The sequence below is a fragment of the Paraglaciecola sp. L3A3 genome, from assembly GCF_009796765.1.
Classification (GTDB): domain Bacteria; phylum Pseudomonadota; class Gammaproteobacteria; order Enterobacterales; family Alteromonadaceae; genus Paraglaciecola.
In genome coordinates this window covers 4,026,288-4,053,276 of record NZ_CP047023.1, presented here as the reverse complement: position 1 = coordinate 4,053,276, position 26,989 = coordinate 4,026,288, and the positions used below count along the sequence as shown (strand labels likewise).

Sequence of the window (26,989 nt, the reverse complement as noted above, 5' to 3'; positions counted from 1 at the left end):
AGGATGTTTTTACCATGAGTGATTTACCTAACTGTCCACAATGTGACTCAGCTTATACCTATGAAGATCGTGATATGTTTGTTTGCCCCGAGTGTGCACACGAATGGCCTCAGTCTGGTGAAGTGGACGAAGATGAAAAAGTCATTAAGGACTCAAATGGTAATACTTTGCAGGATGGCGACACTATTACCGTGATCAAAGATTTAAAAATCAAAGGCTCGTCTTCAGTTGTAAAAGTGGGTACTAAAGTGAAAAACATCCGTTTAGTGGATGGTGATCACGATATCGATTGTAAAATTGATGGTATAGGTGCCATGAAGCTAAAATCTGAGTTTGTGAAAAAAGTATAAAAAGCCGTTTCAAGCTTCTAGCTCCGAGTTAGAAGCTTGAAATAAACACAGCGCAATTTAGCCGAATAAAACTTGACCTGATATTGCCTTTTACAAAATAATCTCGCATCTATTCTGCTTCTTTATACTTTTGCCAACCCTCAGCCAAATACAGTTTTAACAGTTTCTCAGGTGCTGCGGGTAAGTTGACACTGAGCAACAAACCTGGGGTGTCATTAAAACTCTTATCCAAACCTAAACAATGAAATACTGCACCCAATTTTTTGTAGTGCTTGAGTAAAATAGGTACGTCTTTGCCATCTGCTTCTAAACCTTTTAATAAGCTAGATACATGCTCAGTTAAGCCATGTTTGTTGGCAAAATCCGCAAACTCGGGATGAAAATCATAGTTAAATGGGTGCCGGCGAGCTACCTTATTCGTTAAGGTGACCATAGCGCGTTCAATAATTGCCACACTGCGCATATCGTATAATTTACTGATGGACACGGTGCCATATAAAGTGCGGTACTGGGGGAACTTACAGACAAAAGCCCCTATACCTCGCCATAATAAAAACAGACCTTGAAAACTTTTTTGATATTCTGGAATTAAGAAGGATCGACCCATTTCTAAACAAGGTTTTTGTCTATTAATAAATTTAGGCCCAAAATCAAACATTTTATGTAAATACAGGTTTTCTAGATTACCGTCAGCTAATAACTTATCGGTTTGCCCCATACGATAAGCACCAATAATTTGCCCTGATTCAGGTTTGATAACAAATAAATGGGTATAGGTGGCATCAAATTTATCGGTATCTAGTGGTTCACCACTACCCTCGTTATGTTCTCTGAATACTTGCTCTCGTAAGCGGGCTATTTCATTCACTGTATGGGGTAATTGTTTTTGATAACCAAAATAAACAGATAACCCTTTATGATCTAATAAGTGTTGCTCGGCGGGTAATTGGTTTACTTCTGATAAAATTGTTGCACCACTAGTTTGTGGTGCTAAAGGTTGCAAATGTGTCACAGGGTCGGCAGGCCAAGCTTTTTGCCAGTTTGGCGCTATAAGGTAACTTTGCGCTCTAAATAGTTCAGTTTGTAGGTTAATGTCTATATTTTTTGCATAGTGTTTGACTGAAATTGCTTGTCCCGTGGTTACCGTAATGGTGGCACCGCGCTTATTTACTAACTCACGGGGTAACATCAACATACGCAAACGAAAATATATTTGACCTAACTGATGAAATAATGGGCTATTTGAACCACTAACAAAAACTGGCAAATAAGTGGCTTGAGTTCGATTACTAATACTGGCAACAAGTCTATTCCAAGATTCGTCGGCGATACGGTTAGTATCTTTTTGCAAATGACTGACACTACCTGCAGGAAAAATAAGCAATGCTCCACCTTGTTTTACATGTTTTAAACAATGACGGATAGACGGCGCATTTTTAGGATCATTTGCAGCTAGTGGGTTAGTGAATATAAAGTAATCTTGTATTTCTGGAAAAATTCGTAATCCTTTGTTTGCCATGACTTTTATGTCGGGGCGCACTTGTTCTATAGCCCAGGCTAACAATACTCCTTCAATTCCGCCAAAAGGGTGGTTACTGGCGACCACTACGGGCCCTGTTCTAGGGATTTTATGTTGTAAATCTTCAATTCCCTCCAGTTGAATATTTAAGCCATTTAATAACTGTTGAGCGAAGGTGGTTTTGTCTAAGCCATGTAAGTTGTTTTCAGTGTATAGATCATCAAGTTTATTAATGGCTAAAATTCGATCTAGTAACTTTAATAAGAGTTTAGTGAAGACGTTTTTTTTATCGTTAGGCACTAAATTTAGCAGGCTGATGGCTGCGGACATAAAATTTTTCCGGAAATATTCAGTACAAGTATCTTGCTTGATTTGACAGGGGAAATCAGCTTTTTATTACATATATATTTGATTAATTCAAAATATTAGTCGCACTTGAGTGTTATGCCAACTCTCTGCTTATTGCGGATCAGATTAACCTAACCCTAGTTCAGCCTAAGTGCTTTTAGGTTCTTCGACCACAGAATCGACATACATAACTAAGTGTGTTGCCCAAGCCTGCATAAGACTATTAAACCTGCTGTAGTTAATGCCTTTATCTACCTCAATAAAGTGATTACTGGCCGAACCTGCAACACGGTGATCTTGCATTTCCATAATGGCCTGTTGATCAATTCCTTCAACTATAAAGCTTACCGTAGACTGACCAATGGTTTTAACAAGTATATGTTCTCTAGTTTGTTTTTGCGGGCCATAAATATATAAGTCAGTTAATTTTGCTTTTAATATTAAAGTTCCTGGTTCTGCTTGCTCAAAGACTTGCCAACCAGATAGTAAGAGTTTTTGTTTAATGTTGTTTTTTAGGGCTTGGCTATATTCATCTAATATCTGATTACGGTATCTGCTTGTTGTTTGTCCTTTAAATTCCTTGATCCAACTGGATGAAAAACTCGCTCCTATATCTCCGATATAAATTTTACGAGACGAGGGGATAAGTGCTGAATCAGCAATACGCAATACATCAAAATGTGGATTTGAGATTAATTCTAAAGCTTTAGTGTTTGGCTGGGCATATGAGGTATAACTGATAATAGTGATGCAAATAAATAAAACACAGATTAATGAGTTGAACATTCGGTCGCTAGAACAGACATTATGTAAAAAGTGAATTGGCTTAAACATATTCATATCTTTACTCCGGTTTATAGTGGCTTGGGTAAATGTTGATGGCGTATTTGAGACTTATATTTATACGAATGAGTATAGTAAAAAAACTGTATTAGGCTAAAAAATATACAAGTTTGCTTATGGATAAAAAAATACCATTCTTGTTTTTACCTTTAATTGGGATGGTAAATTAAGAGTTTATAAAAGTTGCTCTGCTGTATTATGGCTATCATCAGCAATTCAATAAGTGTTAAGATTTAGTTGTTTTAACTGTTTATAGATTTATTCCCTGCACACTTTCTTATTTTATCCACTATTCAGTGATTGTTCGAAAAGCTCAAAGTTGGAAAAACTAACAGCCCCTAATACATAATTATTAAAGAGGTAAAAATGACTGTCGGATTTGATTTCGGTACTGCCACATGTTCTGTTGCTCACGTTGTAAACAACGAAGTACAATCTATTCCCTTAAATGAGGGGGAAATATTTATTTCTTCAACTTTATGTGCGCCTAGCAGAGAGGCTGTAACGGAATACCTATATCGACATTTAAATATCTTGCCTATGAATGATGTGGGTGAAAAGTTACTACGTGGCTCAATTAATACCAATAAAAGAGAAGGCTTAGATGTTCTACCTGACGACATTCGATTTGGTCGCCAAGCGACGGCTTTATATTTAGAAGATCCTACTGATTATTATTATGTTAAATCACCGAAATCTTTTTTAGGTTTGTTAGGTTTAGATGAAATCCGTTACACAGTATTTGAAGATATTGTTTGTGCCATGATGGCTAATATCAAACAAAACCTAGAGTCTTCATTAAAAAGACAAGTAGATGAAACTGTTATTGGCCGGCCAATTAATTTTCATAACAAAGGTGGTGAAGAGTCGAATATTCAAGCTGAAAATATTTTACGTAGAGCAGCATCTAGAGCGGGTTTTAAACATATAGAGTTTCAATTCGAACCTGTAGCTGCAGGTTTAGAATACGAAGCTAATTTAACCACAGATAAAAATGTTCTGGTGGTGGATATAGGGGGCGGAACCTCTGATTGTTCATTAATTCGTATGGGACCAAGCTGGGTTGGCAAAAATGAACGTGCTGAATCCTTATTAGGTCATGCTGGAAGTTTTGTCGGTGGTAACGATTTAGATATTAATTTAGCCAGTCAGAGTTTTATGTGGGAGTTTGGTAAAGATAGTAATGCTAAATCAGGCCTGCCGATGCCTAACATGCCGTTCTGGGAATGTATTGCCATTAATGATGTGGTGGCGCAAAAAACCTTTTATTCTCGGGCCAATTATCGAGAACTTAAATCAATGCAATCCGCAGCTAGAGAACCTGATAAGTTGGCTCGATTAATTGATGTTTACGAAAATACTTTAGGTCATAGCATAGTGGCCGAGGCTGAAAGGGCGAAAATAGCCTTATCGAATAGTGACAATTATTTCGCAGCTCTGCAATTGTCATCTGAACGTATAGAAATTGCAGTTTCTGCAGCACAAATGGAAAAATCTGTTTATTGGCCAGTACGCAAAATTCAAAAACTTGTGCAAGAAACCCTTACACAAGCACAAGTTAAGCCTGATGAAATCTTTATCACTGGCGGTTCGGCTCGTTCGCCAGTTGTTAGGGAAGCAATAAAAGTGGTAGTGGGTGATGTACCTATTGCTAATGGTGATTATGTTGGTTCGGTAACAGCTGGATTGGCTCGATGGGCAAACTTATGTTTTAGATGAAGACTGAAACATTGAGCCTCCGACTCTTGATATAGAGTATGATAAAAAATAATCAATTGGTTGGACATTTTGTTGATTAAAATAGGGCATAATAGCTTTTATAATTTTGAGTTTAGCACCCTAGGTTTTTAAAGAGGACACATGCAACAAATAACTATCACTACACCAGACGATTGGCATTTACATTTTCGAGATGGCGAAATGTTGAACGAAACTGTTCCGGCAACTGCTAGATGTTTCGCTAGGGCGATTGTTATGCCTAATCTAGTACCCCCTGTGACCAGTGCTAAAATGGCTATGGATTATAAACAACGTATATTATCTGCTGCACCTCAAGGAACTGAATTTGAACCTTTAATGACCTTGTTTTTGACCAATCAAACTTCTGTGCAAGATATTATTGAAGCTAAACAAGCAGGTGTTGTGGCAGCTAAATTATATCCTGCTGGCGCCACTACCAATTCAGCCCAAGCTGTGAGTGGTATTGAAGCTATGTTTCCGGTTTTTGCTGAACTGGAAAAGCAAGGTCTGCTGTTATTGATCCACGGTGAAGTCACACAATCTCATATCGACATTTTCGACCGTGAAAAACTCTTTATTGATCAATACATGAGTAAGATTGTTGCTGCATTTCCAAGTTTAAAAGTGGTGTTTGAACATATTACGACTCAAGAAGCGGCAGAATTTGTTGTTGCTAGTTCGGATAAAGTGGCTGCCACTATTACTCCTCAGCATTTATTATTAAACCGTAACGACTTATTGGTTGGCGGTGTTAAACCTCATAATTATTGTTTGCCGGTGTTAAAAAGAGGCACTCATCAGCAAGCACTTAGACAAGCGGTAGCAACCGGGTCGTCTAAGTTCTTCTTAGGAACAGACTCTGCGCCTCACGCAAAACATGCTAAAGAATCCGCATGCGGTTGTGCTGGATGTTACAGTGCTTGGAGTGCTTTGGAATTGTACACTCAAGTGTTTGATGACTTAGATGCTTTAGATAAATTAGAAGGTTTTGCTAGTTTTCATGGAGCTGATTTTTATGGCCTACCCAGAAACAAAGGCACAGTGACTTTAGTGAAAGATAGTTGGCAAGTGCCTGATTCTGTTAGTTTGAAAAGTGGAGAGGCGATAGTACCGTTTTTCGCTGGACAAACTGTTAATTGGAAAATAGCGTAATACCATGTGTATAAGCTGTTAGGAATTATTAGGTGATATGATTTTGTCTTTATCTCGAATTCAGATGTTTTTTGTATTAGCCAACTACTTTTTGACACTTATCTGTATTAATGGCGTGAAGGCAAACGAACTAATTCCTGAGAATAAATTGCTACGCGTGGCAGTAATTTATATTGAGGAGCCTCCATACCTTTATACTACTGAGGAATATCAATATAAAGGTATATTCCCATCATTGGCTGAAGCGTTAAGTCGAGAACTTGATTTAGAACTTAGTTATGTTCCGACACCTAGAAATGGTTTAGAAAAAACTCTAGAAAGTGATCAGGCTGACATGACTTGGCTGTCTCCAAAATGGGTAAAAAATGGCAGTAATCTACAGTTTTCTGTACCGATAATAGTTCATAGAGAGTTCTTATTTAGCTTTTCACCTTTTGACGAAACAGATAACCAGAATAAAACCTTAAATTGGTTAAAAAATAAATCGGTATGTGTAAGGCAATATTATCAATATCCCAACCTCTCACCATATTTTGATAAAAAAATTGCACGGCCTGTTGAAGTATCTAATCAAACGCCTTTGATCAAATTATTTCGAAAAGGGCGTTGTGACCTACTATATTTAGATGAATATAGAGCTTCATGGATGATCGATCGTTTTAATATAAAGCGTAAAATATGGCGTTCCAGCTCGTCACTCGAAAATTCTAATTTAAGCTTTGTGTTTAGCCAGAAATGGAAAAATAAACTACCAAGAGTTAATCAAGTTGTTACGAAAATTAGGGATTCTGGGGAATTGGATTCTATTTTGTCAAATAATCTTTATCCGATAGATTTGCTAAAACAAGCAGATGCTAAGTGATGTTGACGTTGTTTAGGCTAACGTTAATTGTGATTGAATGTCAAAATGCTAAAAATAAATGCCTGTTTTAAGTTAAAAGAGAATATCTATGAGTGAATTAGTGCATTACCAAATAGACAATAATGTTGCCACCATCACGTTGCAAAATGGTAAAGCGAATGCTATTTCTCATGAAGTCATAGTACAACTCAATCTGGCTTTAGATAAGGCAGAGGAGCAACAAGCTGTTGTGGTGTTAACTGGCCAAGCGGGGATGTTGTCAGCAGGCTATGATTTAAAAGTTATGACTGAGAGTATGCAGTCGGCTATGAAATTAGTTGAGCAAGGCTCAACTCTTGCTAGGCGTATGTTAGCGTTTCCTTTGCCTATAGTGGTTGCTTGCACAGGTCATGCTGTCGCTAAAGGGGCATTTTTGTGTTTATCGGCCGATTATCGTATTGGGCTAGAAGGTCAGTTTAAAGTGGGACTCAATGAAGTCGCTATTGGTATGGAAATGCACCATGTGGGGGTTGAATTAGCCAGAGCGCGTCTAACCCCAGCCTATTTTAACCGCTGTGTTTTGCTAGCTGATATGTTAAGCCCAACAGAAGCTGTCATAGCCGGATTTTTAGATAAAGCGGTGAGTGAAGCTGAATTTATGTCGACCGTGTTAGCCACTGCACAAGCTTTAACCAAGTTGAATATGCAAGCGCATCACAAAACTAAATTAAAAGCACGGGCAGAGTTATTGCGTGTGTTAGACGAATCTATCCTAAAAGACGCGAGCACCATTAATTAGCACTAGTCGCTAGGATTATATTAAACCAACTATTTTGAGAATATTTTGAATAAAGAATTTACTTCACTTGGCTTAAAAAACGCATTGTTAGATAACCTAGAATCTATGGGGTTCAAGGAAATGACTGACATTCAAGCCATGAGTTTACCGGCCATTATTGAAGGTAAAGATGTCGTGGCTAAAGCTAAAACCGGTAGCGGTAAAACCGCTGCCTTTGGTTTGGGGTTGTTGCATAATTTACGAGTTAAACGTTTTCGAGTGCAGGCTTTGGTTATGTGTCCTACCCGAGAGTTAGCTGAACAGGTTGCGTTAGAAATTCGCAAATTAGGTCGTGGCATTCATAACATCAAGGTCCTGACTTTATGTGGTGGAACCCCAATGGGGCCACAAATCGGTTCATTAGAACATGGTGCCCACATTATTGTGGGTACGCCTGGGCGAATTATGGATCACTTATTTAGACAAAGACTTGATTTGTCTGAGGTCAATACCTTAGTGTTAGATGAAGCTGATCGCATGTTAGATATGGGCTTTGAAGTAGAAATGGCTAAAGTAATCGACGCTGTGCCTCTTGATCGTCAAACCTTGCTATTTTCTGCCACTTACCCAGACACCATTGCGCAAATTAGTCGTGATGTTCAACGCAACCCCATTGAAGTCAGTGTTGAAGCCACCCATGAATCGAATAGTATTGAACAAATTTTCTTTGAGGTAGATGAGGCACATAGAATTAAGGCAGTGGCAGCTTTGTTGAGTCACTATCAACCTGAGTCAGCCATAGTTTTTTGTAATACTAAAATTGCCTGCCAAGAAGTGGCCGATGAGTTGGCTAGCTTAGGTGTCTCAGCTTTGGCTTTACATGGTGATCTGGAACAGCGCGATAGAACTGAAGTGCTCACTCGGTTTGCTAATCGCAGTGTATCTGTACTTATTGCCACTGACGTAGCATCACGTGGTTTGGATATTAAAGAAGTCAATGCTGTGATTAGTTATCAAATTACACCTGATCCTGAAGTACATATTCATCGAATTGGTCGCACAGGCAGAGCTGAAGCTAAAGGTTTAGCATTAACTCTGTGTGCACCTAAAGAAATGCCTAGAGCGAATGCCATTGAAGACTACCAAAAAGCAAAAATAAAATGGACAGGTATTCAGTCTATACGTTTTCATGCTAATCGATTGATCCAACCTGAATTCGCTACTATTTGTATCGATGGTGGTAAAAAAAGCAAAATCCGCCCAGGGGATATTCTTGGCGCATTAACTAAAGATGCAGACATTGCAGGTGATGATGTAGGTAAAATCAACGTCACCGCAACTCATACTTATGTGGCGGTTAAAACCCGAAGTGTGAAACGAGCCCTTAAACAATTCAACGAAGGCAAACTTAAAGGTCGCAAGTTTAAGGCCAGAAAACTTAGTTAACAAAACAATAATAATCGAGTTCGTTGTCATATGTCGAACTCGTTATCCCTTAATTGCCGAGTTAAAAGTAGATAAACAAAACTTTTTAAACATGTTGCTGACTTTCTAAAATCTTAAGTTCAGCTGCCAAATCGTTAATTAACCACATACTTCGAAACATTTCCCCTCTTGCTTGTTAAATACTTGTAAAATATTGTTTAGTTACTGACAATACACTTAATTATGTTCACTCATCTAGGATCCTCTATGTCATTAAAAACTCCACTTGAGATGCTTTATCACTGGGAAGACACTGCCCCTAATTCAATTTACTTGAGGCAACCTGTTGACGGTCGAATAGATGAATACTCTTGGGGTAAAGTCGCCCAACAAGTTCGAAAGGTCGCTGCATATTTATTATCGATGAACTTGCCTACAGGTAGTCATATTGCGATTTTATCGAAAAACTGTGCCGAGTGGTTTATAACTGACTTAGCTATTATGCTGGCTGGTCATGTATCTGTGCCTATATACTCTACCGCAGGCGAGAAGACCATTCGGTATGTATTAGAGCATGCTAAATGTCCTGTTATATTTGTTGGTAAATTAGATAAAACCACAGAACAAATGGCTGCAATTGGTGACGATGTGGTGAGTTTAGCTATGCCCTATCCGAATATTCCTGCTGATAAACAGTGGCATGAGCTAGTTGATATTGAACCCTTTTCAGGTAGGCCTATACCAGCTTTGGATTCGATTATGACCATTATTTATACTTCAGGTAGTACAGGTAATCCGAAAGGGGTAGTGCATAATTATCAATCAGTAAGTTGGTCAGCAGCAAACTTTTTGGTTGTGTTAGATATAGATAACACAGATAGGATCATGAGTTATTTACCCCTAGCGCATATCACTGAAAGAGTTTTGGTTGAGGTCTCGAGTTTCTATTCTGGTTGTAATATTTCTTTTGTGGAATCTTTAGATACTTTTTCTCGAGATATCATTAATACCAAACCCACTTTATTTATATCCGTGCCAAGATTGTGGACCCGTTTTCAAATGGGGGTATTGGCGACTATTCCTCAGAAAAAACTAGATTTTCTATTAGCTATCCCTTTTGTTGGGAATTTTATAAGTAAAAAGATCCGCAATAAATTAGGCTTAGAGAAGGTCAGATTGTGTGCCAGTGGTTCAGCGCCTATTTCTGAGTCAACAATTCACTGGTTTAGGAAAATAGGCGTGAATATTTCTGAAGGATGGGGCATGACCGAAAACTGTGCATATGGAGCATCCTGTGTGCCGTTTAGGGAGGACAAAATAGGCAGTATTGGCAAAGCCTACAATAATGTGGATATGCGGATTGCAGAAGAGGATGGTGAGATCCAAATTAAAGGTCTATGTAATATGAAAGAATATTATCTAGAGCCAGAAAAAACGGCCGAGGTATTCACCGCTGATGGTTATCTTCGCACAGGAGATAAAGGTACTATCGATAGTGAAGGTTATTTAAGGATTACTGGTCGTCTGAAAGAAATTTTCAAAACCAGCAAAGGCAAATATATTGTACCTGCGCCGATAGAAGCTAAGTTGATGGCTAATTCGATAATTGAACAAGTTTGTGTGACTGGCTCTCAATTAAAACAACCTATTGCTTTGGTTGTATTGTCTGAAGAAGCAAGCAAACAAGAGCCAAAAGAGTTGGAAAACAGTTTATTGCAAACTTTAGAACAAGTGAACTCGGGCCTAGAAAGTCATACTAAGTTGGAACGTTTGGTTATCATGCGTGATGAATGGACTGTAGATAATGGGTTATTGACGCCAACCTTAAAAGTAAAAAGACATACCCTAGAAGAGCAATATGATAAGTTTATCAATGGAGCATTAACAGGAAAGATCGCTCGGCAATAACAGGCATTTATACAACTTAACTAATTGATTAATAATACTCTTTCGGTTACAAATTGATTAGTTATGAAAATATTTTTAAACAGTTAACTATCCACCATACCCATATAAAACTAATACTTTATATTTAAGTTATGGAATAGTTAAAAATGAGAAATGTAGTTAAACAAAGGGGAATTTTATTTTTCATCGGAACGGCGCTGACTGCTTGTGGAAGCTCAGATGATAATAAAGATACAGAGGAAGAAAAAAGGTATTTCTGCAATTTTATAACGGCTCAGTTAATAGCTCATCAATATATCTAAGAGATAGTAATGAGCAGGGGTTTAGCTCTGCTATTTATGGTGATACGACCCAAGTCGTGAGCCTCACACCTGGTGAATTTGATTTACAGCTATATAGAAAGGACTCAGACGGTAATGACGTCACTGTTAAAGATATGTCGACCGAGTTGACAGAAAACAACAAAACCTTATTGGTGTTAAGTGGGGACCTTAGCGATCCTATTTTAAATGAATATGAATTCGAAGTGAAACAGCTAGAACAGCACTTTAGGTTATTCGCTACCTCTGTAGTAGCGGATGAAGGCAGTTTTGATTAATACATGTGAGAAGTGGGCAGTGTTTTGCTAACGCCCAAACAGTTGGATACTGTTTCTTATGATGATTTTAATATTGCGCAATATAGAATATATATTACCGAGCCAGGCAGTGACCAAGTTATATTTGAAAATCCCGAAATTAATTTACAATTAGCTACTGAATTTGTTGTCACTGTGCGTGAGTTGAATGGGATATTTAGTAATATACTAAATCTTGATATTGTGACTAACTCTGCAGGTGTCGCGACTTATTCTCACATATACGCTAATTGCCAATAACGTTTATATTATAGTTTAGATGAACTGAATAATATGGATATCTCATTTATGGGGGATAGCTCTGGAACGATCTCCAATGAATTTTCTGTGGCCGCCACTACTAATAGTGAATTTATTGAAATAGAGTTTGGTGATTATCGTATATCAGCAGAATCAACTCAGGATCAAGAGTTAAGCTTTAATAGTCGTTTAGTGACCCTCAATCAAGGTAAAAGTAAGGTTATCATTATCTATCAGGATGCCGAGGAAAAATTAACGGCTCTAGAATTCGTTGAAACTAATGTACCTCAGGCATTTAATAAACGAATTAACGTGGTTAATTTGCAAAATCTAATGGAAAACGTATCACTGCATTTTGTGAAAAGTAATGAAACCCTAGACACAGCAAACTTCAAAATCACATCACTTGAATTTGCCAAGACTAGGAAATTACCATACCAAGTGATTATTATGAACTTATCGCAATACACACAGATGAAAATGGCTCAAAAACTTTATTGGATCGTGCCCCTCTGTTAGGAGTTAACGAAGATAAACATTATATTGTTACGATAGAAGGTAACGCCATAACAGCTAGTGGCTATAAAATTACGTTACTTTAATATTTTCGGAGTTAATGTTTTACAAAATGAATTGGCTGGGTAAACCCATCAATTCATTTTTTTTGAAAGATATTCCATACTTTTCCTGCCATAGAAACATTCGAAAATCTGTTCCCTGTATTAATTGCTCGTATGGCTAATATATTTTGAAATTAAGCTATTCACGCACGTTACTTTCTGTTAGTATTTCGCGCCCTTTTGATGGGGGCATGTATAAAAAAGCAGCATAGTGCTGTTTTTTTAATGAATAACGACTCGTGAGAGTCTTAATTAACAGCGGAGCACTAACATGATCCAAATGCAAACTAACCTGGATGTAGCCGATAATTCCGGCGCTCGCAGGGTTCAGTGTATTAAGGTTCTTGGTGGCTCGCATCGCCGTTATGCACATATTGGTGACATCATTAAAGTTACTGTTAAGGAAGCAATTCCTCGCGGTAAAGTAAAAAAAGGTGATGTACTAACTGCAGTGGTGGTGCGTACTAGAAAAGGCGTACGTCGTCCAGACGGATCTTCAATCCGTTTTGATAGCAACGCAGCTGTTTTGCTTAATGCAAACAAGCAACCGATTGGTACGCGTATCTTTGGTCCGGTTACTCGTGAGCTTCGTGTGAATAACATGAAGATTGTCTCGTTAGCCCCTGAGGTACTATAAAGGAGTCACGATATGGCTAATAAAATTCGTCGTGATGATGAAATCATCGTTTTAGCGGGTAAAGACAAAGGAAAACAAGGCAAAGTGCTTAAAGTTATCCCTGGTACTGACCGTTTAATCGTTGAAGGTGTGAACTTAATCAAAAAACATCAGAAACCAAACCCTCAAGCGGGCGTTGCTGGTGGAATAATTGAGAAAGAAGCATCAATTCACGTATCAAATGTAGCGATCTACAACGCGAAAGCGGGTAAAGCAGATCGTATAGGTTTCCGTCTTGAAGGTGAGAAGAAAGTTCGTTTCTTCAAATCAGACGGCGAACTAGTTTAATTAATTGGAGAGTACGATGGCGAAACTGCATGATTTCTATAAAGACTCAGTTGTAGCCGAACTTGCTAAGCAGTTCGATTACAAAAGCGTCATGCAAGTCCCTCGGATTGATAAGATCACTCTAAACATGGGTTTAGGTGAAGCGGTAGCAGACAAGAAGGTATTAGAAAATGCCACGGCTGATATGCAAGCAATTGCAGGTCAAAAGCCTATTGTAACTGTTGCCCGTAAATCTGTAGCGGGCTTTAAAATCCGTGAAGGTTATCCGATTGGCTGTAAAGTAACCCTACGTGGTGAACGTATGTGGGAATTCTTTGAACGTTTAGTTTCAATAGCAATCCCTCGTATCCGCGATTTCCGTGGCTTAAATCCTAAGTCATTCGATGGTCGTGGTAACTATAGCATGGGCGTTCGTGAGCAAATTATCTTCCCTGAAATCGATTTTGATAAAGTGGACAAGATACGCGGTATGGATATCACTATCACTACCAGCGCACAAACCGATGCGGAAGCACACGCTTTATTAAGCGCGTTCAACTTCCCGTTTAAAAAGTAAGGTGTAGGGTTATGGCAAAAGAATCAATGAAAGCGCGCGAAGTAAAACGCGCCAAGCTAGTTGCTAAGTACGCGGTAAAACGCGCTGCGCTTAAAGCAACTATCAGCGATGTCAACTCTTCTGATGAAGAACGTTGGGACGCTGTTCTTAAGCTACAACAACTACCACGTGACTCATCTGTAAGTCGTAAGCGTAATCGCTGCAACATTACAGGTCGTCCACATGGTTTCCTACGCAAGTTTGGCATGAGTCGTATCAAGTTGCGTGAAGCAGCTATGCGCGGTGAAGTGCCTGGCTTGAAAAAAGCCAGTTGGTAAGGGGTAGCTGATATGAGTATGCAAGATCCTATCGCGGATATGTTTACCCGCGTACGTAACGGCCAGATGGCTAGCAAGGTATCTGTATCTATGCCGTCTTCTAAAGTTCGTGTTGCAATTGCAGCAGTACTTAAAGAAGAAGGTTATGTAACAGACTTCGCTGTTTCTGGTGACGTTAAGCCTGTATTAGAAGTTACTTTAAAGTACTTCGAAGGCAAAAAAGTAATCGAGAGCATTGAGCGCGTAAGTCGCCCTGGTCTTCGCATCTATAAGAAAAAAGATGAGTTGCCAAAAGTTATGGGTGGTTTAGGTGTGGCTATCGTGTCTACCTCTAAAGGTGTGATGACTGACCGTGCAGCGCGTAAAGCGGGCATGGGTGGTGAGATCATCGGCTACGTAGCGTAAGGGGAATAGAATGTCACGTATAGCAAAAGCTCCTGTCGATGTCTTATCTGGCGTAGAAGTTTCTATCGCTGGTCAAGAAATCACAGTTAAAGGTAAAAATGGCACGCTAACTCGTGTATTTAATGAAGCTGTAGAAGTTGTACAAGCTGACGCACAACTAACTGTTGCTCCTCGTGAAGGTGCAGTAAATGGTTGGGCTCAAGCAGGTACCGCCCGCTCTTTGTTAAACAACATGATTGTTGGAGTAGCTGAAGGTTTTGAGAAAAAATTATTGTTGAATGGTGTTGGTTACCGTGCTCAAGCACAAGGTAAAAAACTAAATTTAACTTTAGGTTTTTCACATCCTGTTGCATATGAAATGCCTGAAGGTATTTCTGTTGAAACTCCTAGTCAAACTGAAATCGTCGTCAAAGGCGTTGATAAGCAGTTAATAGGTCAGGTTGCAGCTAACATTCGTGCATATCGTCCGCCAGAGCCTTATAAAGGTAAGGGTGTTCGTTACGCAGATGAAGTTGTGCGTCGCAAAGAAGCTAAGAAAAAGTAGGAGTTAGTAAGATGAATAAAAAATCAGCTCGTTTACGTCGCGCTACTCGTGCACGTAAAAAAATTAGTGAATTGGCCGCGCATCGCTTGGTTGTTAATCGCACCCCGCGTCACATTTATGCTCAGTTAATCGCTCCAAGCGGTTCTGAAGTATTGGCGTCGGCATCAACAGTTGAAACTGAACTAGCTAGTAGCCTTAAAGGTACTGGTAATTCAGCAGCAGCAGCAGCTATTGGTAAAGCGATCGCTGAACGCGCTATGGAAAAAGGCATCAAGTCAGTTGCTTTTGATCGTAGTGGGTTTAAGTATCATGGTCGTGTTAAAGCATTGGCTGATGCAGCTCGCGAAGCTGGTCTTCAGTTCTAGGAGTTAATTATGGCTAAAGTAGAAGCTCAACAACAAGGTGACTTGTTGGAAAAACTAATCGCTGTAAACCGTGTATCTAAAGTAGTTAAAGGTGGTCGTATCTTTAGCTTCACTGCTTTGACAGTAGTAGGTGACGGTAATGGTCGTGTTGGTTTTGGTTACGGTAAAGCACGTGAAGTGCCTGCTGCTATCCAAAAAGCTATGGAAAAAGCACGTCGCAATCTTGTGACTGTTGATCTTAATGGCAACACGCTACAGCATCCGATTAAAGGTCGTCACTCAGGCTCTAAAGTTTACATGCAGCCTGCATCTGAAGGTACTGGTATTATTGCCGGTGGTGCGATGCGTGCAGTACTTGAAGTGTCTGGTGTACAAAACGTACTTTCAAAATGTTACGGATCTACCAATCCAATTAACGTTGTTCGTGCAACTATCAACGCGTTGACAGAAATGAATTCGCCTGAGTCAGTAGCCGCGAAACGTGGATTGTCTGTATCGCAGATTTTGGGGTAATTGATCATGACTAAGATGATTAAAGTAAAGCAAACGAAAAGTTCAATCGGTCGTCTACCTAAGCATAAAGCTACGCTTACTGGTTTAGGTTTACGTCGCATCGGTCATGTTCGTGAGCTAGAAGACACCCCTTCTGTCCGTGGCATGATCAACCGTGTATTTTACATGGTTGAAGTAGTGGAGGAGTAACAGATGAGACTTAATACTCTTGCTCCTGCACCTGGAGCGAAAAATTCTGGTAAACGTGTGGGTCGTGGTATGGGCTCTGGTCTTGGAAAAACTGGTGGCCGTGGTCACAAAGGTCAAAAGTCTCGCTCAGGCGGTTCTGTAAAACCTGGTTTTGAAGGCGGGCAAATGCCAATCCAGCGTCGTCTACCGAAGTTCGGTTTCACATCTCGTAAGTCTTTGGTTTCTGACCAAGTGACTTTGGGTGAAATTGCCAAGGTAGAAGGTGATGTGGTTTCACTTGAAACTTTAAAAGCAGCAGGTCTTGTTAAAAAAGAAATGTTGTTCGTTAAAGTTTTAAAAAGTGGTGAAATCTCACGTGCTGTAACGATTAGTGGTTTAAAGGTAACAAAAGGCGCACTTGAAGCAATCAAGGCGGCTGGCGGTAAAGTAGAGGAATAGGCTAGATGGCTAAACCAGGATCGGATTCAAGCGCTAAAGGCGGATTGAGCGAACTTAAATCAAGATTGTTGTTCGTACTAGGTGCGATCATAGTATTTAGGTTGGGTTCGTTCGTGCCTATTCCTGGTATTGACGCTGCGGTGTTGGCTGAATTATTCAACCAACAAAAAGGTACTATCGTAGAGATGTTTAACATGTTCTCTGGTGGTGCTCTTGAACGCGCGTCAGTTCTAGCCCTAGGCATTATGCCTTATATAACAGCTTCCATCATTATTCAGTTGCTGACAGTTATGCATCCACCAATGATGGAGTTGAAAAAGGAAGGCGAAGCAGGTCGTCGTAAAATTAGTCAATACACACGTTATTTTACGTTGGTATTAGCTACTTTCCAAGCAGTTGGAATTGCGACTAATTTACCTAACCTTATGCAAGGTTTGGTAATGAACCCCGGCTTCGGTTTTTACTTTACAGCAGTAGTGAGCTTAGTGACTGGGACTATGTTCCTTATGTGGCTAGGTGAGCAGATTACAGAGCGAGGTATTGGTAACGGTATCTCCATTCTGATTTTTGCCGGTATAGTTTCTGGTTTGCCTTCAGCTTTAGGTAATATTGCTGAGCAAGCGAGACAAGGTGAAATACAATTATTGTTCTTGTTGTTAGTGGGTGTGATTGTTGTAGCAGTTACTTATTTTGTTGTATTTGTTGAACGTGGTCAAAGACGTATTGTCGTGAACTACGCGAAACGTCAACAAGGTCGTAAAGTGTTTGCTGCGCAAAGTACTCATTTACCATTAAAAGTGAACATGGCTGGTGTAATTCCACCTATCTTCGCTTCAAGTATTATTTTGTTTCCGAGTACCATAGCAACATGGTTCGGACAGAATGAATCAATGTCTTGGTTACAAGACGTTGCGTTAATGTTGTCTCCTGGACAACCTTTGTATGTGATGTTATATGCTGCGGCGATTATATTTTTCTGTTTCTTCTATACTGCGTTGGTTTTTAACCCTCGCGAAACGGCAGATAACTTGAAAAAATCAGGGGCTTTTGTACCTGGTATTCGTCCCGGTGAGCAAACATCAAAATATGTTGATAAAGTAATGACTCGCCTAACTTTGGCTGGTGCACTTTACATAACCTTTATATGTTTAGTGCCTGAGTTCATGACTATCGCTTGGAATGTTCCATTTTATTTCGGCGGTACATCACTACTTATTATGGTTGTGGTAATCATGGATTTCATGGCGCAGGTGCAGACACATTTGATGTCACATCAATATGAGTCTGTTCTTAAAAAAGCGAATCTTAAAGGCTATGGCCGATAAGTTAGCTATTTACGGAGTGATGAAATGAAAGTTCGTGCATCCGTCAAGCGGATTTGCCGTAACTGTAAAGTCATTAAGCGCAACGGTGTTGTGCGCGTGATCTGCAGTTCAGACCTTAAGCATAAGCAAAGGCAAGGTTAATCGATTGGATTGGGGGTCGTCTAGATACACTAGCGCCTCAATCCTTATTTGCAATTTAGTCGTTGGGTAAGTATCCTATCGGGCTTTTTAGGCTGATGACTATTAATTATAAGGAGTACTGTTAATGGCCCGTATCGCTGGCATTAACATCCCTGAGCACAAACATACAGTAATTGCACTATCAGCAATTTACGGTGTTGGCTCTACACGTGCGAAAAGCATCTGTGTAGCAGCTGGTGTTGCAGAGACAACTAAGATCAAAGATCTTAATGAAGAACAGATTGATAAGTTACGTGATGAAGTAGCTAAATTCACAGTTGAAGGTGATCTTCGACGTGAAGTGTCAATGAGTATTAAACGTTTGATGGACTTAGGTTGCTTCCGTGGTATTCGCCACCGTCGTAGTCTTCCTCTACGTGGTCAGCGCACTAAGACTAATGCGCGCACCCGTAAGGGTCCTCGCAAAGCAATAAAACGATAAGCGGGGGATATTATGGCTAAAGCACCAACCAAAACGCGTAAGCGCGTAAAACGTCAAGTTGCTGATGGTATGGCTCATATCCATGCTTCTTTCAACAACACAATAGTGACTATTACTGACCGTCAAGGCAATGCTTTGTCTTGGGCAACTTCAGGTGGTTCAGGTTTCCGTGGTTCACGTAAATCTACCCCTTTTGCTGCACAGGTAGCTGCTGAGCGCGCTGGTACAGCCGCACAGGATTACGGTTTGAAAAACATTGAAGTGTTCGTTAAAGGTCCAGGTCCAGGTCGTGAATCTGCGATCCGAGCTTTGAACGCTGCAGGTTATAAAATCACTAATATTACCGATGTGACACCTATACCTCACAACGGTTGTCGTCCACCGAAAAAACGTCGCGTTTAATCGACGGACAGTTGGAGAAAGATCATGGCAAGATATTTGGGTCCAAAACTCAAACTTAGCCGCCGCGAAGGAACAGATTTGTTCCTTAAAAGTGGCGTTCGTGCAATTGAGACGAAATGTAAAATTGATAATGCACCTGGTCAGCATGGCGCCCGTCGTGGACGTTTATCTGATTACGGTATTCAATTACGTGAAAAGCAAAAAGTACGTCGTATGTACGGTGTATTGGAAAAGCAATTCCGTAACTATTATAAAGAAGCAGCACGCTTAAAAGGCAACACAGGTGAAAACTTGTTACAGCTTTTAGAGCAGCGTTTAGACAATGTAGTATATCGTATTGGTTTTGCTAGTACACGTGCAGAAGCACGTCAACTAGTAAGCCATAAAGCCATTTTGGTAAACGGTAAAGTTGTTAACGTTCCTTCTTTCAATGTTTCTGCTGATGATGTTGTGTCTGTTCGTGAAAAAGCGAAAAAACAAGCACGTATCGTTGCTGCTCTAGAACTAGCAGATCAGCGTGAGAAACCAACTTGGATTGAAGTAGATAGCAAGAAAATGGAAGGCACATTTAAACGTGTTCCTGAAAGAACTGATTTATCTGCTGAAATTAACGAACAGTTGATTGTCGAACTTTACTCTAAGTAAAGCTTAAAGAAGAGAGGAAACAATGTCGGGTTCTGTAACTGAATTCTTAAAACCAAGATTAGTTGAAATTGATAACGTCTCGTCAACTCGCGCTAAGGTCACACTTGAACCTTTGGAACGCGGATTTGGCCATACGCTAGGTAACGCGTTACGTCGCATTCTATTGTCTTCAATGCCTGGATGTGCTGTAACTGAAGTTGAAATCGATGGTGTGTTGCATGAATACAGCACCAAAGAGGGCGTGCAAGAAGACGTTATCGAGATATTGCTTAACCTTAAAGGTTTAGCCGTGTGTCTTGAAGGCAAAACCGAAGCAACACTAACTCTAGTGAAATCCGGTGCGGGCCCAGTATTAGCTGGTGATATCCAGCATGATGGCGATGTGGAAATTGTTAACCCTGAACATCTTATTTGTACTTTAACTGGCGAAGCTGATATCAGCATGCGTATTAAAGTAGAAATGGGTCGTGGTTATGTTCCTGCATCAACTCGCCGCTCTTCAGAAGAAGATGATCGTCCTATTGGTCGTTTATTGGTAGATGCTTCATATAGCCCTGTTGATCGTATTTCTTACAATGTTGAGTCTGCTCGAGTAGAGCAAAGAACTGACCTTGATAAGTTGATCATTGATATGGAAACAAATGGCACAATTGATCCGGAAGAAGCAATCCGTCGTTCAGCTACAATTTTAGCTGAACAATTAGACGCATTTGTTGAACTTCGTGATATTTCTGAGCCAGTTGAAAAAGAAGAGAAACCGGAATTTGATCCGATTTTACTTCGCCCTGTTGATGATTTAGAACTAACTGTACGTTCAGCTAACTGTTTGAAAGCCGAAGCCATACAATATATTGGTGACCTGGTACAGCGTACCGAAGTTGAGTTGTTAAAAACTCCTAACTTAGGTAAAAAATCTCTTACTGAGATTAAAGATGTACTTGCTTCTCGTGGACTGTCTCTAGGTATGCGCCTAGAAAACTGGCCACCAGAGTCAATCGCAGAAAAAGATTAATCAAGTTTTTAAATAAACTGATTTGTAAAGAAGGATAAAACTATGCGCCATCGTAAAAGTGGTCGTCAGTTAAATCGTAACAGCAGTCATCGTCAAGCGATGTTTAAAAACATGGCTGGTTCTTTGGTAAAACATGAGTTGATTAAAACAACTCTACCAAAGGCGAAAGAATTGCGTCGCGTACTTGAACCTCTTATTACACTTGCTAAGCAAGACAGTGTAGCTAATCGCCGTTTGGCAATGGCTCGCACGGGTGATAAAGAAGTTGTTGGTAAATTGTTCAACGAATTAGGTCCTCGCTATGAAGAGCGTCCTGGTGGATATATTCGCATTTTAAAATGTGGATTCCGTACCGGTGATAAAGCTCCAATGGCTTACGTTGAATTAGTTGACCGCCCTGAAGTTGAAGCAGTCGAAGAGATTGAAGAAGCTACAGCGGAATAAGTTATCGTAAGATATAAAAAAAGCCAGACTTTAGTCTGGCTTTTTTATGCCCTTTAAAAATTATTATTGTTATTAAAATATACTAAAGACAGCTTATATTGCCCGTTAGAACGCTTGTAAGGTCGCTGACGAGGTAAAGTTGTTAATGTGGTATTTGTTCGTCAATATACTGATTTTAGTTATATAAGCTAATAGAGACATTAATGATTCAATCTAGTGACAATCTCAGAGTAAAATTTATTGATTCAGACGGATCTCTAACAGACCTAAAATATTGTGTGTTAATTAACCACATTGATAAGCCTTCCACTAAAATTCATAGCAGCGATAAGATTATGTTCAACTTTTTATTAACATTTTGCCTTGGGGTATTGAATAATATAGCTTAGTCCCCAGATTACTTGCACAGCGTTGATATTTTGCAAAATACAGATTCAAAATTTTAACTAAATTGGCAAGTTGAGACTTGTTTAACATAAAAAACAGAGAAATTTTCAATGACAATGAATTATGTCCCATTAGATAAAGAGAAACATAAAGCACTTCGCGTTAAATTAAGTAATGACTTTACGCATGCAAAAGATGCACATATTGCCGCTGCTTCTATTGTCGAATATGCTCAAATTGCGAGTTGTATGCCAATTGTCTTTATTACAGATCCAAACAGTAAAACAACTCATACCGTTGCTATGTTAGGTATTGAGCAAGGTGTTAACTTGTTTATGAAAGACAACAAATGGACTGGACATGTTGTGCCTTTAAATGTTCAACGTTATCCTTTTGATGTGCGCCCCGATGGTGAAAAACTAGGTGTATACATTGATGAAAATTGCGATCTAGTAGGTGATGCAGAAGGTGAGTTGTTGTTCACTGAAGAAGGCACTCCTAGTCCTTACCTAGATAATCGTCAAAAACTATTATCTGAATTAGCTAATAGTGAGATGGCTACGCAAAATTTTGTGAAAAAAATCGTAGAATTAGATTTATTAGACTCGATTGTGATAAATGCAAAATATGTTAATGGCCAACAACGTAATATCAACGGAATGCAAACTATTAACGAAACACGTCTTAAGGCACTCAGCGATGAGACTATTCTAGAACTACATAAAGCGGGCTACCTAGGCGCTATCTATGCAATCTTGATGTCTCTTGGCCAGCTAAACCGTATTGTCCAATTTACTGCCGATACTGAAAATCCTATTCAAGGTTTACGGCTACAAGTAGAAAAGCCTGAAGGTGCTACAACAGAAGAAGCTGCACCAGTTCAGTAATCACCAATAGTTATATATTTTAAAAGCCTGCTGTGATTGATACAGCGGGCTTTTTTATGATTTCGTTGTAAAGCATTCGCTTCGCGAGCAAAGTATGGCTTCGCCACTAAAGCATTCACTTCGTTCACAATGCGCTTCGCTTATCGCCATCCATGGCTTTTTTTAAACCGCATCCATGAGGCCCGACTGACTTATGTTATGAAATACTTCCTTGTATTTCACCCTTTGGGCCGCACTAAAGTACGTTCTAAATTTATCCAGTAAATTTAGTCAACAGCTAAGAAAAGTAAGCAAAAGAAGCCGGTCTCCAACAAAGCTCTTATTCTATTTTTTATAAACTCAACAGGTCGTGCTGATTTGTTCCCGACAAAGCACCACTCAATTGGCTATCCATGCCAATTGACCCATTGAGTTTTGTAATGGTCAACTAATTTCGGAGAGATTTTAAGCCGCATTTTTAAGTTCATTATATTTCTGATGTGGTGTCATATAATCTAAGACAGAATGTCGACGTTTATAGTTGTAAAACTGAATATATTGTTCAACTTCGCATATCACTGATTGATGGTTTAAAAATGAAAGGTGATTCAGTCTCTCCGTTTTTAAACTTCTAAAAAAACGCTCCATAACGGCGTTGTCCCAACAATTTCCACGGCGACTCATACTAGGTGTGATATCTAATTGAGCAAGCCGTTCTCTAAATGATATAGCTGAATACTGGACACCTTGATCTGAATGGAACATTAACTTATGTGTGTTGGGTGCTTGACGTTTTATTGCATTATTCAATGCTGTTTTTGTCAATTCCGCGTTAGGCTTTGTCGATAATGCATAACCCACGATTTCTTTAGTTGATAGATCTAAGACACATGCTAAATAGCTCCAGCCATGATGATGTCTGATATAGGTTATATCGCCAACCCAATGAGTATTATAGGTATCAGGACTAAACTGTCGCTTGAGTAAATTGGGCGCATATTTATGTTCAACACCTGAATCTGGATAATAATGTTTCTTCTTAGGCCTAATCGCCTTTATGTTTAGTTTTTTCATGAGTGTAGCCGTTTTATATAAACCAATGTTGTGGTCTAGCGCATTCAGTTCAACCTGCATTCTGCGCTTACCATAAGTATTTCCTGTCACTTCTGCTATCGACTGAATCGATGATGCAATATCATCGCTATTAGGAGGCCTAGGGTGGTAATAATAACGGCTACTACTCACTTCAAATAAACGACATAACTCGGTGGTGGTATAGCCAAGTTGAGCTTTCTTCATTTCTTTCATTACATTAAGTCTGGATTGTTGCGTATGAAGAAAGCGGTGGCTTTTTTTAATATTTCATTATCCCTTAATGCTCGCTTAAGTTGCGTTTCTAACGCTTGGATCCTTTGCTGCTCATCTGTTAATGCCTTGGTGTTTTCTGGTGTAACACCCTGCAACTCAGATTGATATTGACGCTTCCAACGTGATACGGCTGATCTGCCTGCACCTGATATTTCTTCAACCTGTTTATTGGTATACCCATCTTCTACCATCAATTTGGCGTATTCTAATTTCTGTTTCGGGGTGAAGGTTACTTTTGCTTTTCTAGTCATGTTAATACCTACGAGATTTTGTTTATTTTAAGCTATAAATCTCTCCAGTTTCATTAAACCATTACAAAAGGTAAACCGAGATTAAGGCGACGAACTGCGAGTCAAAAGCAGCGAAGTAGCCTGAGCGAATTTTACCATTTCATTAAAGCCAAACGCTCGCAGAAACTAGCGACTTGGCTACCTCAATTAAAACGCAAACTCACAGGGTTTAGAAATTACTTTGGGCTACCCGACAACAGCCGCAGCGTAAGTAAGCTATATAATTATGTGCTACATAGTTTGTACAAATGGCTGAACAGGCGCAGTGGTCGTCGAAGTTACAATTGGTGTAATTTTAAGAAGATGTTAGAGTATTTCCAAATACAGAAGCTACGAGTTAGCAAAAGAGTGATCCATGTTGACTGGTATTAAAGTGGCCGTGATTTACACGGGTGAATATATAACTGAAGAGCCGGATGCGGTAATTCCGCACGTCCGGATCTGTGTGGGGTCGGCTCAGTAATGGGCCGCTCTACCACGATTATTTTAAAAGAAAGTTTTGAGAATGGCAGATTTAGCCACAGTACAACAATTAGTTAGTGAGTTTGAATCAAATTTTCGTGGTCAAGGGCTAGAGCCTTTTATATATGTTAAACCATATATGCTTGGTTGCGGAGACTGTTGGCCTGAGATTACAACCACCCGAAAAGGGATTTACGCTATTTTTAGCAATGACACTTTGCTTTATATTGGCAAGGTTACAGGAAGAACCAGAGTTATTTGCCATCGATTGAATGATCACTTTATAGTTCCCAGTGACTTTTCGTATGGTGGAGCGAAGGGTATTTGGTCCAAAGAACCAACCCATTTTGTGGCTTGGGGAGTGCCAGATGCTAGTTTTTTCGAAGCAAGTGCATTGGAAGAGTTTTTAATTGATCGGCTAAAGGGTGAACTACCTGATAATAGTCGAAAATAAAATATAACAAATCCATAAACCGGATTTGTGCAAAAGCGGCACAAACCGGTTATGGAAAGTGTTATTTTGAATAGTGAAGAACGGTCTAACTATCACCCTATGATTAAAATCTAATAGTGCCTGTTGTTTTGCTTTTTTTTAGTGAGCAACGCGAATGCTTTTGATTTTATTCTCGACTCCGCGTTCCCCGAGCAGATTGCTTGAAATTGGGCAAATCACATGGATGTGATTTGAGTGACATTGACGTCGGGAACGTCTTGTCACGACCTATTTTAAGTGAGTAGCGCAGGGAATAGAACGAGGCTGGAGAGCGGCATTTTCTGGTTACTCTTTTTTGCTGTTGAAAAAGAGTAACTGGTGCGGCAGGGATGCCGTATCAAAAACGCAATGGATTGCGGTAAGCGTAGCGCATAAGTGACGAAGTCATGCTTTGTGGCGAAGTCATGCTTTTGTAAGCGAAGCGCATAAGTGACGAAGTCAAAACCACTATTCGGTTGTTTGATCTCTTTCTAGCAATGACATCGCCGCTTCTTTGACCGATTTATTTTGATATAAAACTTGATAGATTTGTTCACAGATTGGCATTTCTACCCCAATTTTGTTGGATAAGATATGCACTTCTTTAGTGTTGTTATACCCTTCTACGACTTGGCCTATTTCTTTGATCGCTTGCTCAATACTTAAACCTTTACCTAAGGCTAAACCAAAACGGCGGTTTCTAGATTGATTATCAGTACAAGTTAATACTAAATCACCCAGTCCAGACATGCCCATAAAGGTATTGGGTTTAGCGCCCATTTTTATGCCAAGGCGCGTGAGTTCTGCTAAACCACGAGTAATTAATGCGGTTCTGGCATTGGAGCCAAATCCTAAACCATCAGCTAATCCGGCACCAATCGCAATAACATTCTTTACTGCACCACCGAGTTGAATTCCAATAAAATCATCGTTTCGGTAAACCCTGAAAGACTTAGCACAGTGAAGTTTATTAGCAAATTCTTCTGCTAATGTTTCATCTGTAGAGCTAATAGAAATCGCTGTAGGTAAACCTGCGACCATTTCTTTGGCAAAGGTAGGGCCTGATAGTGCAGCTAAAGGTATCTTGTCACCAAGAATCTCTACTGCAACTTCTTGTAATAATCTGCCTGTGTTTGGTTCTAGGCCTTTAGTTGCCCATATAATTCTATGTTTATCAGTAAGATATGGTTGAATTAAGCTAAGTGTATCAGCAAAGGCATGACTGGGGACTACGACTAAAATATCTTGGCTGTTGGCTAATACTTGTTGAATATCAGATGCAATCTTTAAGCCCTCAGGAAAAGTTGAGCCTGGCAGATATTTAGCATTTGTTCTTGAGTCAGCCATTAATTCGGCTTGCTTTGGATCTCTGCTCCAAAGAACAGTATCAATGCCATTTCTGGCTAGACAAAATGCAAGGGCAGTACCGTAAGATCCTGCCCCTAAAACACCTACTGAATTCATTTAGTATGAACCATTTATGCGTCTAATTTTTGTGGTGCTTGTTCTTGTGCCTGAACCTGCTCTGCTCTTTGTTGCATATATGCAGCAAAAATTTGATTAAAATCTACAGGTGCTAAGTTTAATGGAGGGAAAGTTCCACGGTTTACAAGATTAGAGATAGTTTCTCTAGCATATGGGAACAAAGTGTTCGGGCAGAATGCGCCGATCATATGCGCCATATTTTGCTCTGGCATGTCGGCAATGCTAAAGATACCAGCTTGCTGAACTTCACATAAAAATGCAGTTTCTTCACCTAACTTAGCAGTAACAGTCACACTTAATACCACTTCATATAGGTTTTCACCTAAAGGAGTGCTCTTAGTATCTAAGTCTAATTGAACCTCTGGTTTCCATTCTTTTTGGAAAATAGCTGGTGAATTAGGGGTTTCAAAAGAGATATCTTTAGTGAATATTCTTTGAATGTTAAATTGTGGACCTTGTGCAGCGCCCTGTTGTGCCGTACCTTCATTTGGTTGATTTTCGTCAGCCATCATCTTTC

The 26,989-nt window shown here is 39.6% G+C and carries 35 protein-coding genes; 30 read left to right on the top strand and 5 right to left on the bottom strand.

All coding sequences use genetic code 11. The features are described 5' to 3' along the window. Nucleotides 1-14 precede the first annotated feature (14 nt). Nucleotides 15-350: a zinc ribbon domain-containing protein YjdM gene (locus GQR87_RS16855; protein WP_158971339.1), complete on the top strand. Its 336-nt coding sequence runs from the start codon at nucleotides 15-17 to the stop codon at nucleotides 348-350. 109 nt (nucleotides 351-459) lie between these two features. Here the strand turns inward: GQR87_RS16855 and GQR87_RS16850 are convergent, their stop codons facing one another. Together GQR87_RS16850 and GQR87_RS16845 are read right to left on the bottom strand one after the other, a co-directional pair. After that, entirely contained in the window at nucleotides 460-2,199 is a 1,740-nt protein-coding gene (locus GQR87_RS16850) for a lysophospholipid acyltransferase family protein (protein WP_158971337.1), read from the bottom strand. 165 nt (nucleotides 2,200-2,364) lie between these two features. Beyond that, nucleotides 2,365-3,057 carry a hypothetical protein gene (locus tag GQR87_RS16845; protein ID WP_158971335.1) on the bottom strand — a complete coding sequence of 231 codons (693 nt, stop codon included), beginning with the start codon at nucleotides 3,055-3,057 and terminating at the stop codon, nucleotides 2,365-2,367. A 369-nt stretch (nucleotides 3,058-3,426) separates the two neighbouring features. Here GQR87_RS16845 and yegD point away from each other — a divergent pair, with 369 nt between their 5' ends. The 27 genes from yegD to GQR87_RS16710 all read left to right on the top strand — a co-directional run bounded on the left by yegD (nucleotide 3,427) and on the right by GQR87_RS16710 (nucleotide 22,416). Next, nucleotides 3,427-4,779, top strand: a complete 1,353-nt coding sequence (yegD, locus tag GQR87_RS16840) for a molecular chaperone (RefSeq protein ID WP_158971333.1) — start codon at nucleotides 3,427-3,429, stop codon at nucleotides 4,777-4,779. Nucleotides 4,780-4,920: 141 nt separating this feature from the next. After that, on the top strand, nucleotides 4,921-5,952 hold the full coding sequence (gene pyrC, locus GQR87_RS16835; protein ID WP_158971331.1) for a dihydroorotase: 1,032 nt from the start codon (nucleotides 4,921-4,923) through the stop codon (nucleotides 5,950-5,952). Nucleotides 5,953-5,995: 43 nt separating this feature from the next. Beyond that, nucleotides 5,996-6,814: an ABC transporter substrate-binding protein gene (locus tag GQR87_RS16830; protein ID WP_233267301.1), complete on the top strand. Its 819-nt coding sequence runs from the start codon at nucleotides 5,996-5,998 to the stop codon at nucleotides 6,812-6,814. A gap of 88 nt (nucleotides 6,815-6,902) precedes the next feature. Further along, nucleotides 6,903-7,592: a crotonase/enoyl-CoA hydratase family protein gene (locus GQR87_RS16825; RefSeq protein ID WP_158971329.1), complete on the top strand. Its 690-nt coding sequence runs from the start codon at nucleotides 6,903-6,905 to the stop codon at nucleotides 7,590-7,592. A 45-nt stretch (nucleotides 7,593-7,637) separates the two neighbouring features. Continuing rightward, nucleotides 7,638-9,017 carry an ATP-dependent RNA helicase DbpA gene (gene dbpA, locus GQR87_RS16820; protein ID WP_158971327.1) on the top strand — a complete coding sequence of 460 codons (1,380 nt, stop codon included), beginning with the start codon at nucleotides 7,638-7,640 and terminating at the stop codon, nucleotides 9,015-9,017. Nucleotides 9,018-9,263: 246 nt separating this feature from the next. Continuing rightward, nucleotides 9,264-10,904, top strand: a complete 1,641-nt coding sequence (locus tag GQR87_RS16815) for an AMP-binding protein (RefSeq protein ID WP_158971325.1) — start codon at nucleotides 9,264-9,266, stop codon at nucleotides 10,902-10,904. A 358-nt stretch (nucleotides 10,905-11,262) separates the two neighbouring features. Then, nucleotides 11,263-11,502 (top strand): hypothetical protein, encoded by a 240-nt coding sequence (locus GQR87_RS16810; protein WP_158971323.1) that lies wholly within the window; start codon nucleotides 11,263-11,265, stop codon nucleotides 11,500-11,502. A 24-nt stretch (nucleotides 11,503-11,526) separates the two neighbouring features. Then, nucleotides 11,527-11,781: a hypothetical protein gene (locus GQR87_RS16805; protein ID WP_158971321.1), complete on the top strand. Its 255-nt coding sequence runs from the start codon at nucleotides 11,527-11,529 to the stop codon at nucleotides 11,779-11,781. A 33-nt stretch (nucleotides 11,782-11,814) separates the two neighbouring features. Then, the gene (locus GQR87_RS16800; protein ID WP_158971319.1) at nucleotides 11,815-12,300 is read left to right on the top strand and encodes a hypothetical protein; all 486 of its coding nucleotides are present in this window, start codon (nucleotides 11,815-11,817) and stop codon (nucleotides 12,298-12,300) included. A gap of 372 nt (nucleotides 12,301-12,672) precedes the next feature. Beyond that, nucleotides 12,673-13,038 carry a 50S ribosomal protein L14 gene (gene rplN / locus GQR87_RS16795; RefSeq protein WP_158971317.1) on the top strand — a complete coding sequence of 122 codons (366 nt, stop codon included), beginning with the start codon at nucleotides 12,673-12,675 and terminating at the stop codon, nucleotides 13,036-13,038. A 12-nt stretch (nucleotides 13,039-13,050) separates the two neighbouring features. Further along, nucleotides 13,051-13,365 carry a 50S ribosomal protein L24 gene (rplX, locus tag GQR87_RS16790; RefSeq protein ID WP_158971315.1) on the top strand — a complete coding sequence of 105 codons (315 nt, stop codon included), beginning with the start codon at nucleotides 13,051-13,053 and terminating at the stop codon, nucleotides 13,363-13,365. A gap of 16 nt (nucleotides 13,366-13,381) precedes the next feature. After that, nucleotides 13,382-13,921, top strand: coding sequence for a 50S ribosomal protein L5 (rplE, locus tag GQR87_RS16785; RefSeq protein WP_158971313.1), 540 nt, complete (start codon nucleotides 13,382-13,384; stop codon nucleotides 13,919-13,921). Nucleotides 13,922-13,932: 11 nt separating this feature from the next. Beyond that, entirely contained in the window at nucleotides 13,933-14,238 is a 306-nt protein-coding gene (gene rpsN / locus GQR87_RS16780; RefSeq protein WP_158971311.1) for a 30S ribosomal protein S14, read from the top strand. Between the two features lie 12 nt (nucleotides 14,239-14,250). Beyond that, nucleotides 14,251-14,643, top strand: a complete 393-nt coding sequence (gene rpsH / locus GQR87_RS16775) for a 30S ribosomal protein S8 (RefSeq protein ID WP_158971309.1) — start codon at nucleotides 14,251-14,253, stop codon at nucleotides 14,641-14,643. Between the two features lie 10 nt (nucleotides 14,644-14,653). After that, complete coding sequence (gene rplF, locus GQR87_RS16770) at nucleotides 14,654-15,187, top strand: 50S ribosomal protein L6 (RefSeq protein ID WP_158971307.1); 534 nt, start codon at nucleotides 14,654-14,656, stop codon at nucleotides 15,185-15,187. Between the two features lie 11 nt (nucleotides 15,188-15,198). After that, complete coding sequence (rplR, locus tag GQR87_RS16765; protein WP_158971305.1) at nucleotides 15,199-15,552, top strand: 50S ribosomal protein L18; 354 nt, start codon at nucleotides 15,199-15,201, stop codon at nucleotides 15,550-15,552. Between the two features lie 9 nt (nucleotides 15,553-15,561). After that, complete coding sequence (rpsE, locus tag GQR87_RS16760) at nucleotides 15,562-16,065, top strand: 30S ribosomal protein S5 (RefSeq protein ID WP_158971303.1); 504 nt, start codon at nucleotides 15,562-15,564, stop codon at nucleotides 16,063-16,065. A gap of 3 nt (nucleotides 16,066-16,068) precedes the next feature. Then, nucleotides 16,069-16,254, top strand: coding sequence for a 50S ribosomal protein L30 (gene rpmD / locus GQR87_RS16755; protein ID WP_199271760.1), 186 nt, complete (start codon nucleotides 16,069-16,071; stop codon nucleotides 16,252-16,254). A 3-nt stretch (nucleotides 16,255-16,257) separates the two neighbouring features. Continuing rightward, a complete protein-coding gene (gene rplO / locus GQR87_RS16750) occupies nucleotides 16,258-16,692 on the top strand; it encodes a 50S ribosomal protein L15 (protein WP_158971299.1) in 435 nt (144 codons plus the stop codon). A gap of 5 nt (nucleotides 16,693-16,697) precedes the next feature. Then, nucleotides 16,698-18,017, top strand: a complete 1,320-nt coding sequence (gene secY / locus GQR87_RS16745) for a preprotein translocase subunit SecY (RefSeq protein WP_158971297.1) — start codon at nucleotides 16,698-16,700, stop codon at nucleotides 18,015-18,017. A gap of 24 nt (nucleotides 18,018-18,041) precedes the next feature. Beyond that, complete coding sequence (gene rpmJ, locus GQR87_RS16740; protein WP_158971295.1) at nucleotides 18,042-18,158, top strand: 50S ribosomal protein L36; 117 nt, start codon at nucleotides 18,042-18,044, stop codon at nucleotides 18,156-18,158. A 124-nt stretch (nucleotides 18,159-18,282) separates the two neighbouring features. Then, the gene (gene rpsM / locus GQR87_RS16735; protein ID WP_158971293.1) at nucleotides 18,283-18,639 is read left to right on the top strand and encodes a 30S ribosomal protein S13; all 357 of its coding nucleotides are present in this window, start codon (nucleotides 18,283-18,285) and stop codon (nucleotides 18,637-18,639) included. A 12-nt stretch (nucleotides 18,640-18,651) separates the two neighbouring features. Continuing rightward, nucleotides 18,652-19,041, top strand: a complete 390-nt coding sequence (gene rpsK / locus GQR87_RS16730) for a 30S ribosomal protein S11 (RefSeq protein ID WP_007625676.1) — start codon at nucleotides 18,652-18,654, stop codon at nucleotides 19,039-19,041. Between the two features lie 24 nt (nucleotides 19,042-19,065). Next, the gene (rpsD, locus tag GQR87_RS16725) at nucleotides 19,066-19,686 is read left to right on the top strand and encodes a 30S ribosomal protein S4 (protein ID WP_158971291.1); all 621 of its coding nucleotides are present in this window, start codon (nucleotides 19,066-19,068) and stop codon (nucleotides 19,684-19,686) included. A 22-nt stretch (nucleotides 19,687-19,708) separates the two neighbouring features. Continuing rightward, complete coding sequence (gene rpoA / locus GQR87_RS16720; protein ID WP_158971289.1) at nucleotides 19,709-20,698, top strand: DNA-directed RNA polymerase subunit alpha; 990 nt, start codon at nucleotides 19,709-19,711, stop codon at nucleotides 20,696-20,698. Nucleotides 20,699-20,740: 42 nt separating this feature from the next. Further along, the gene (gene rplQ, locus GQR87_RS16715) at nucleotides 20,741-21,142 is read left to right on the top strand and encodes a 50S ribosomal protein L17 (RefSeq protein WP_158971287.1); all 402 of its coding nucleotides are present in this window, start codon (nucleotides 20,741-20,743) and stop codon (nucleotides 21,140-21,142) included. A 497-nt stretch (nucleotides 21,143-21,639) separates the two neighbouring features. Next, on the top strand, nucleotides 21,640-22,416 hold the full coding sequence (locus GQR87_RS16710) for a SapC family protein (protein ID WP_158971285.1): 777 nt from the start codon (nucleotides 21,640-21,642) through the stop codon (nucleotides 22,414-22,416). A 444-nt stretch (nucleotides 22,417-22,860) separates the two neighbouring features. On the opposite strand, the gene GQR87_RS16705 is transcribed toward GQR87_RS16710, so the two are convergent. After that, nucleotides 22,861-24,014 (bottom strand): IS3 family transposase gene (locus tag GQR87_RS16705; protein ID WP_158966521.1). Its coding sequence is split into 2 segments (ribosomal slippage): nucleotides 22,861-23,741 and nucleotides 23,741-24,014, totalling 1,155 coding nucleotides; the frame shifts between segments, so codons are not numbered across the junction. Nucleotides 24,015-24,074: 60 nt separating this feature from the next. On the opposite strand from GQR87_RS16705, the gene GQR87_RS16700 reads away from it, so the two are divergent. Both GQR87_RS16700 and GQR87_RS16695 read left to right on the top strand, forming a co-directional pair. Further along, nucleotides 24,075-24,425, top strand: a complete 351-nt coding sequence (locus GQR87_RS16700) for a group II intron maturase-specific domain-containing protein (RefSeq protein ID WP_158973065.1) — start codon at nucleotides 24,075-24,077, stop codon at nucleotides 24,423-24,425. 133 nt (nucleotides 24,426-24,558) lie between these two features. Continuing rightward, on the top strand, nucleotides 24,559-24,969 hold the full coding sequence (locus GQR87_RS16695) for a hypothetical protein (protein ID WP_158971283.1): 411 nt from the start codon (nucleotides 24,559-24,561) through the stop codon (nucleotides 24,967-24,969). Between the two features lie 486 nt (nucleotides 24,970-25,455). Here GQR87_RS16695 and gpsA read toward each other — a convergent pair whose 3' ends face one another. Next, nucleotides 25,456-26,451 carry an NAD(P)H-dependent glycerol-3-phosphate dehydrogenase gene (gene gpsA / locus GQR87_RS16690; protein WP_158971281.1) on the bottom strand — a complete coding sequence of 332 codons (996 nt, stop codon included), beginning with the start codon at nucleotides 26,449-26,451 and terminating at the stop codon, nucleotides 25,456-25,458. A gap of 14 nt (nucleotides 26,452-26,465) precedes the next feature. Beyond that, nucleotides 26,466-26,981, bottom strand: coding sequence for a protein-export chaperone SecB (secB, locus tag GQR87_RS16685; protein WP_158971279.1), 516 nt, complete (start codon nucleotides 26,979-26,981; stop codon nucleotides 26,466-26,468). Nucleotides 26,982-26,989 lie beyond the last annotated feature (8 nt).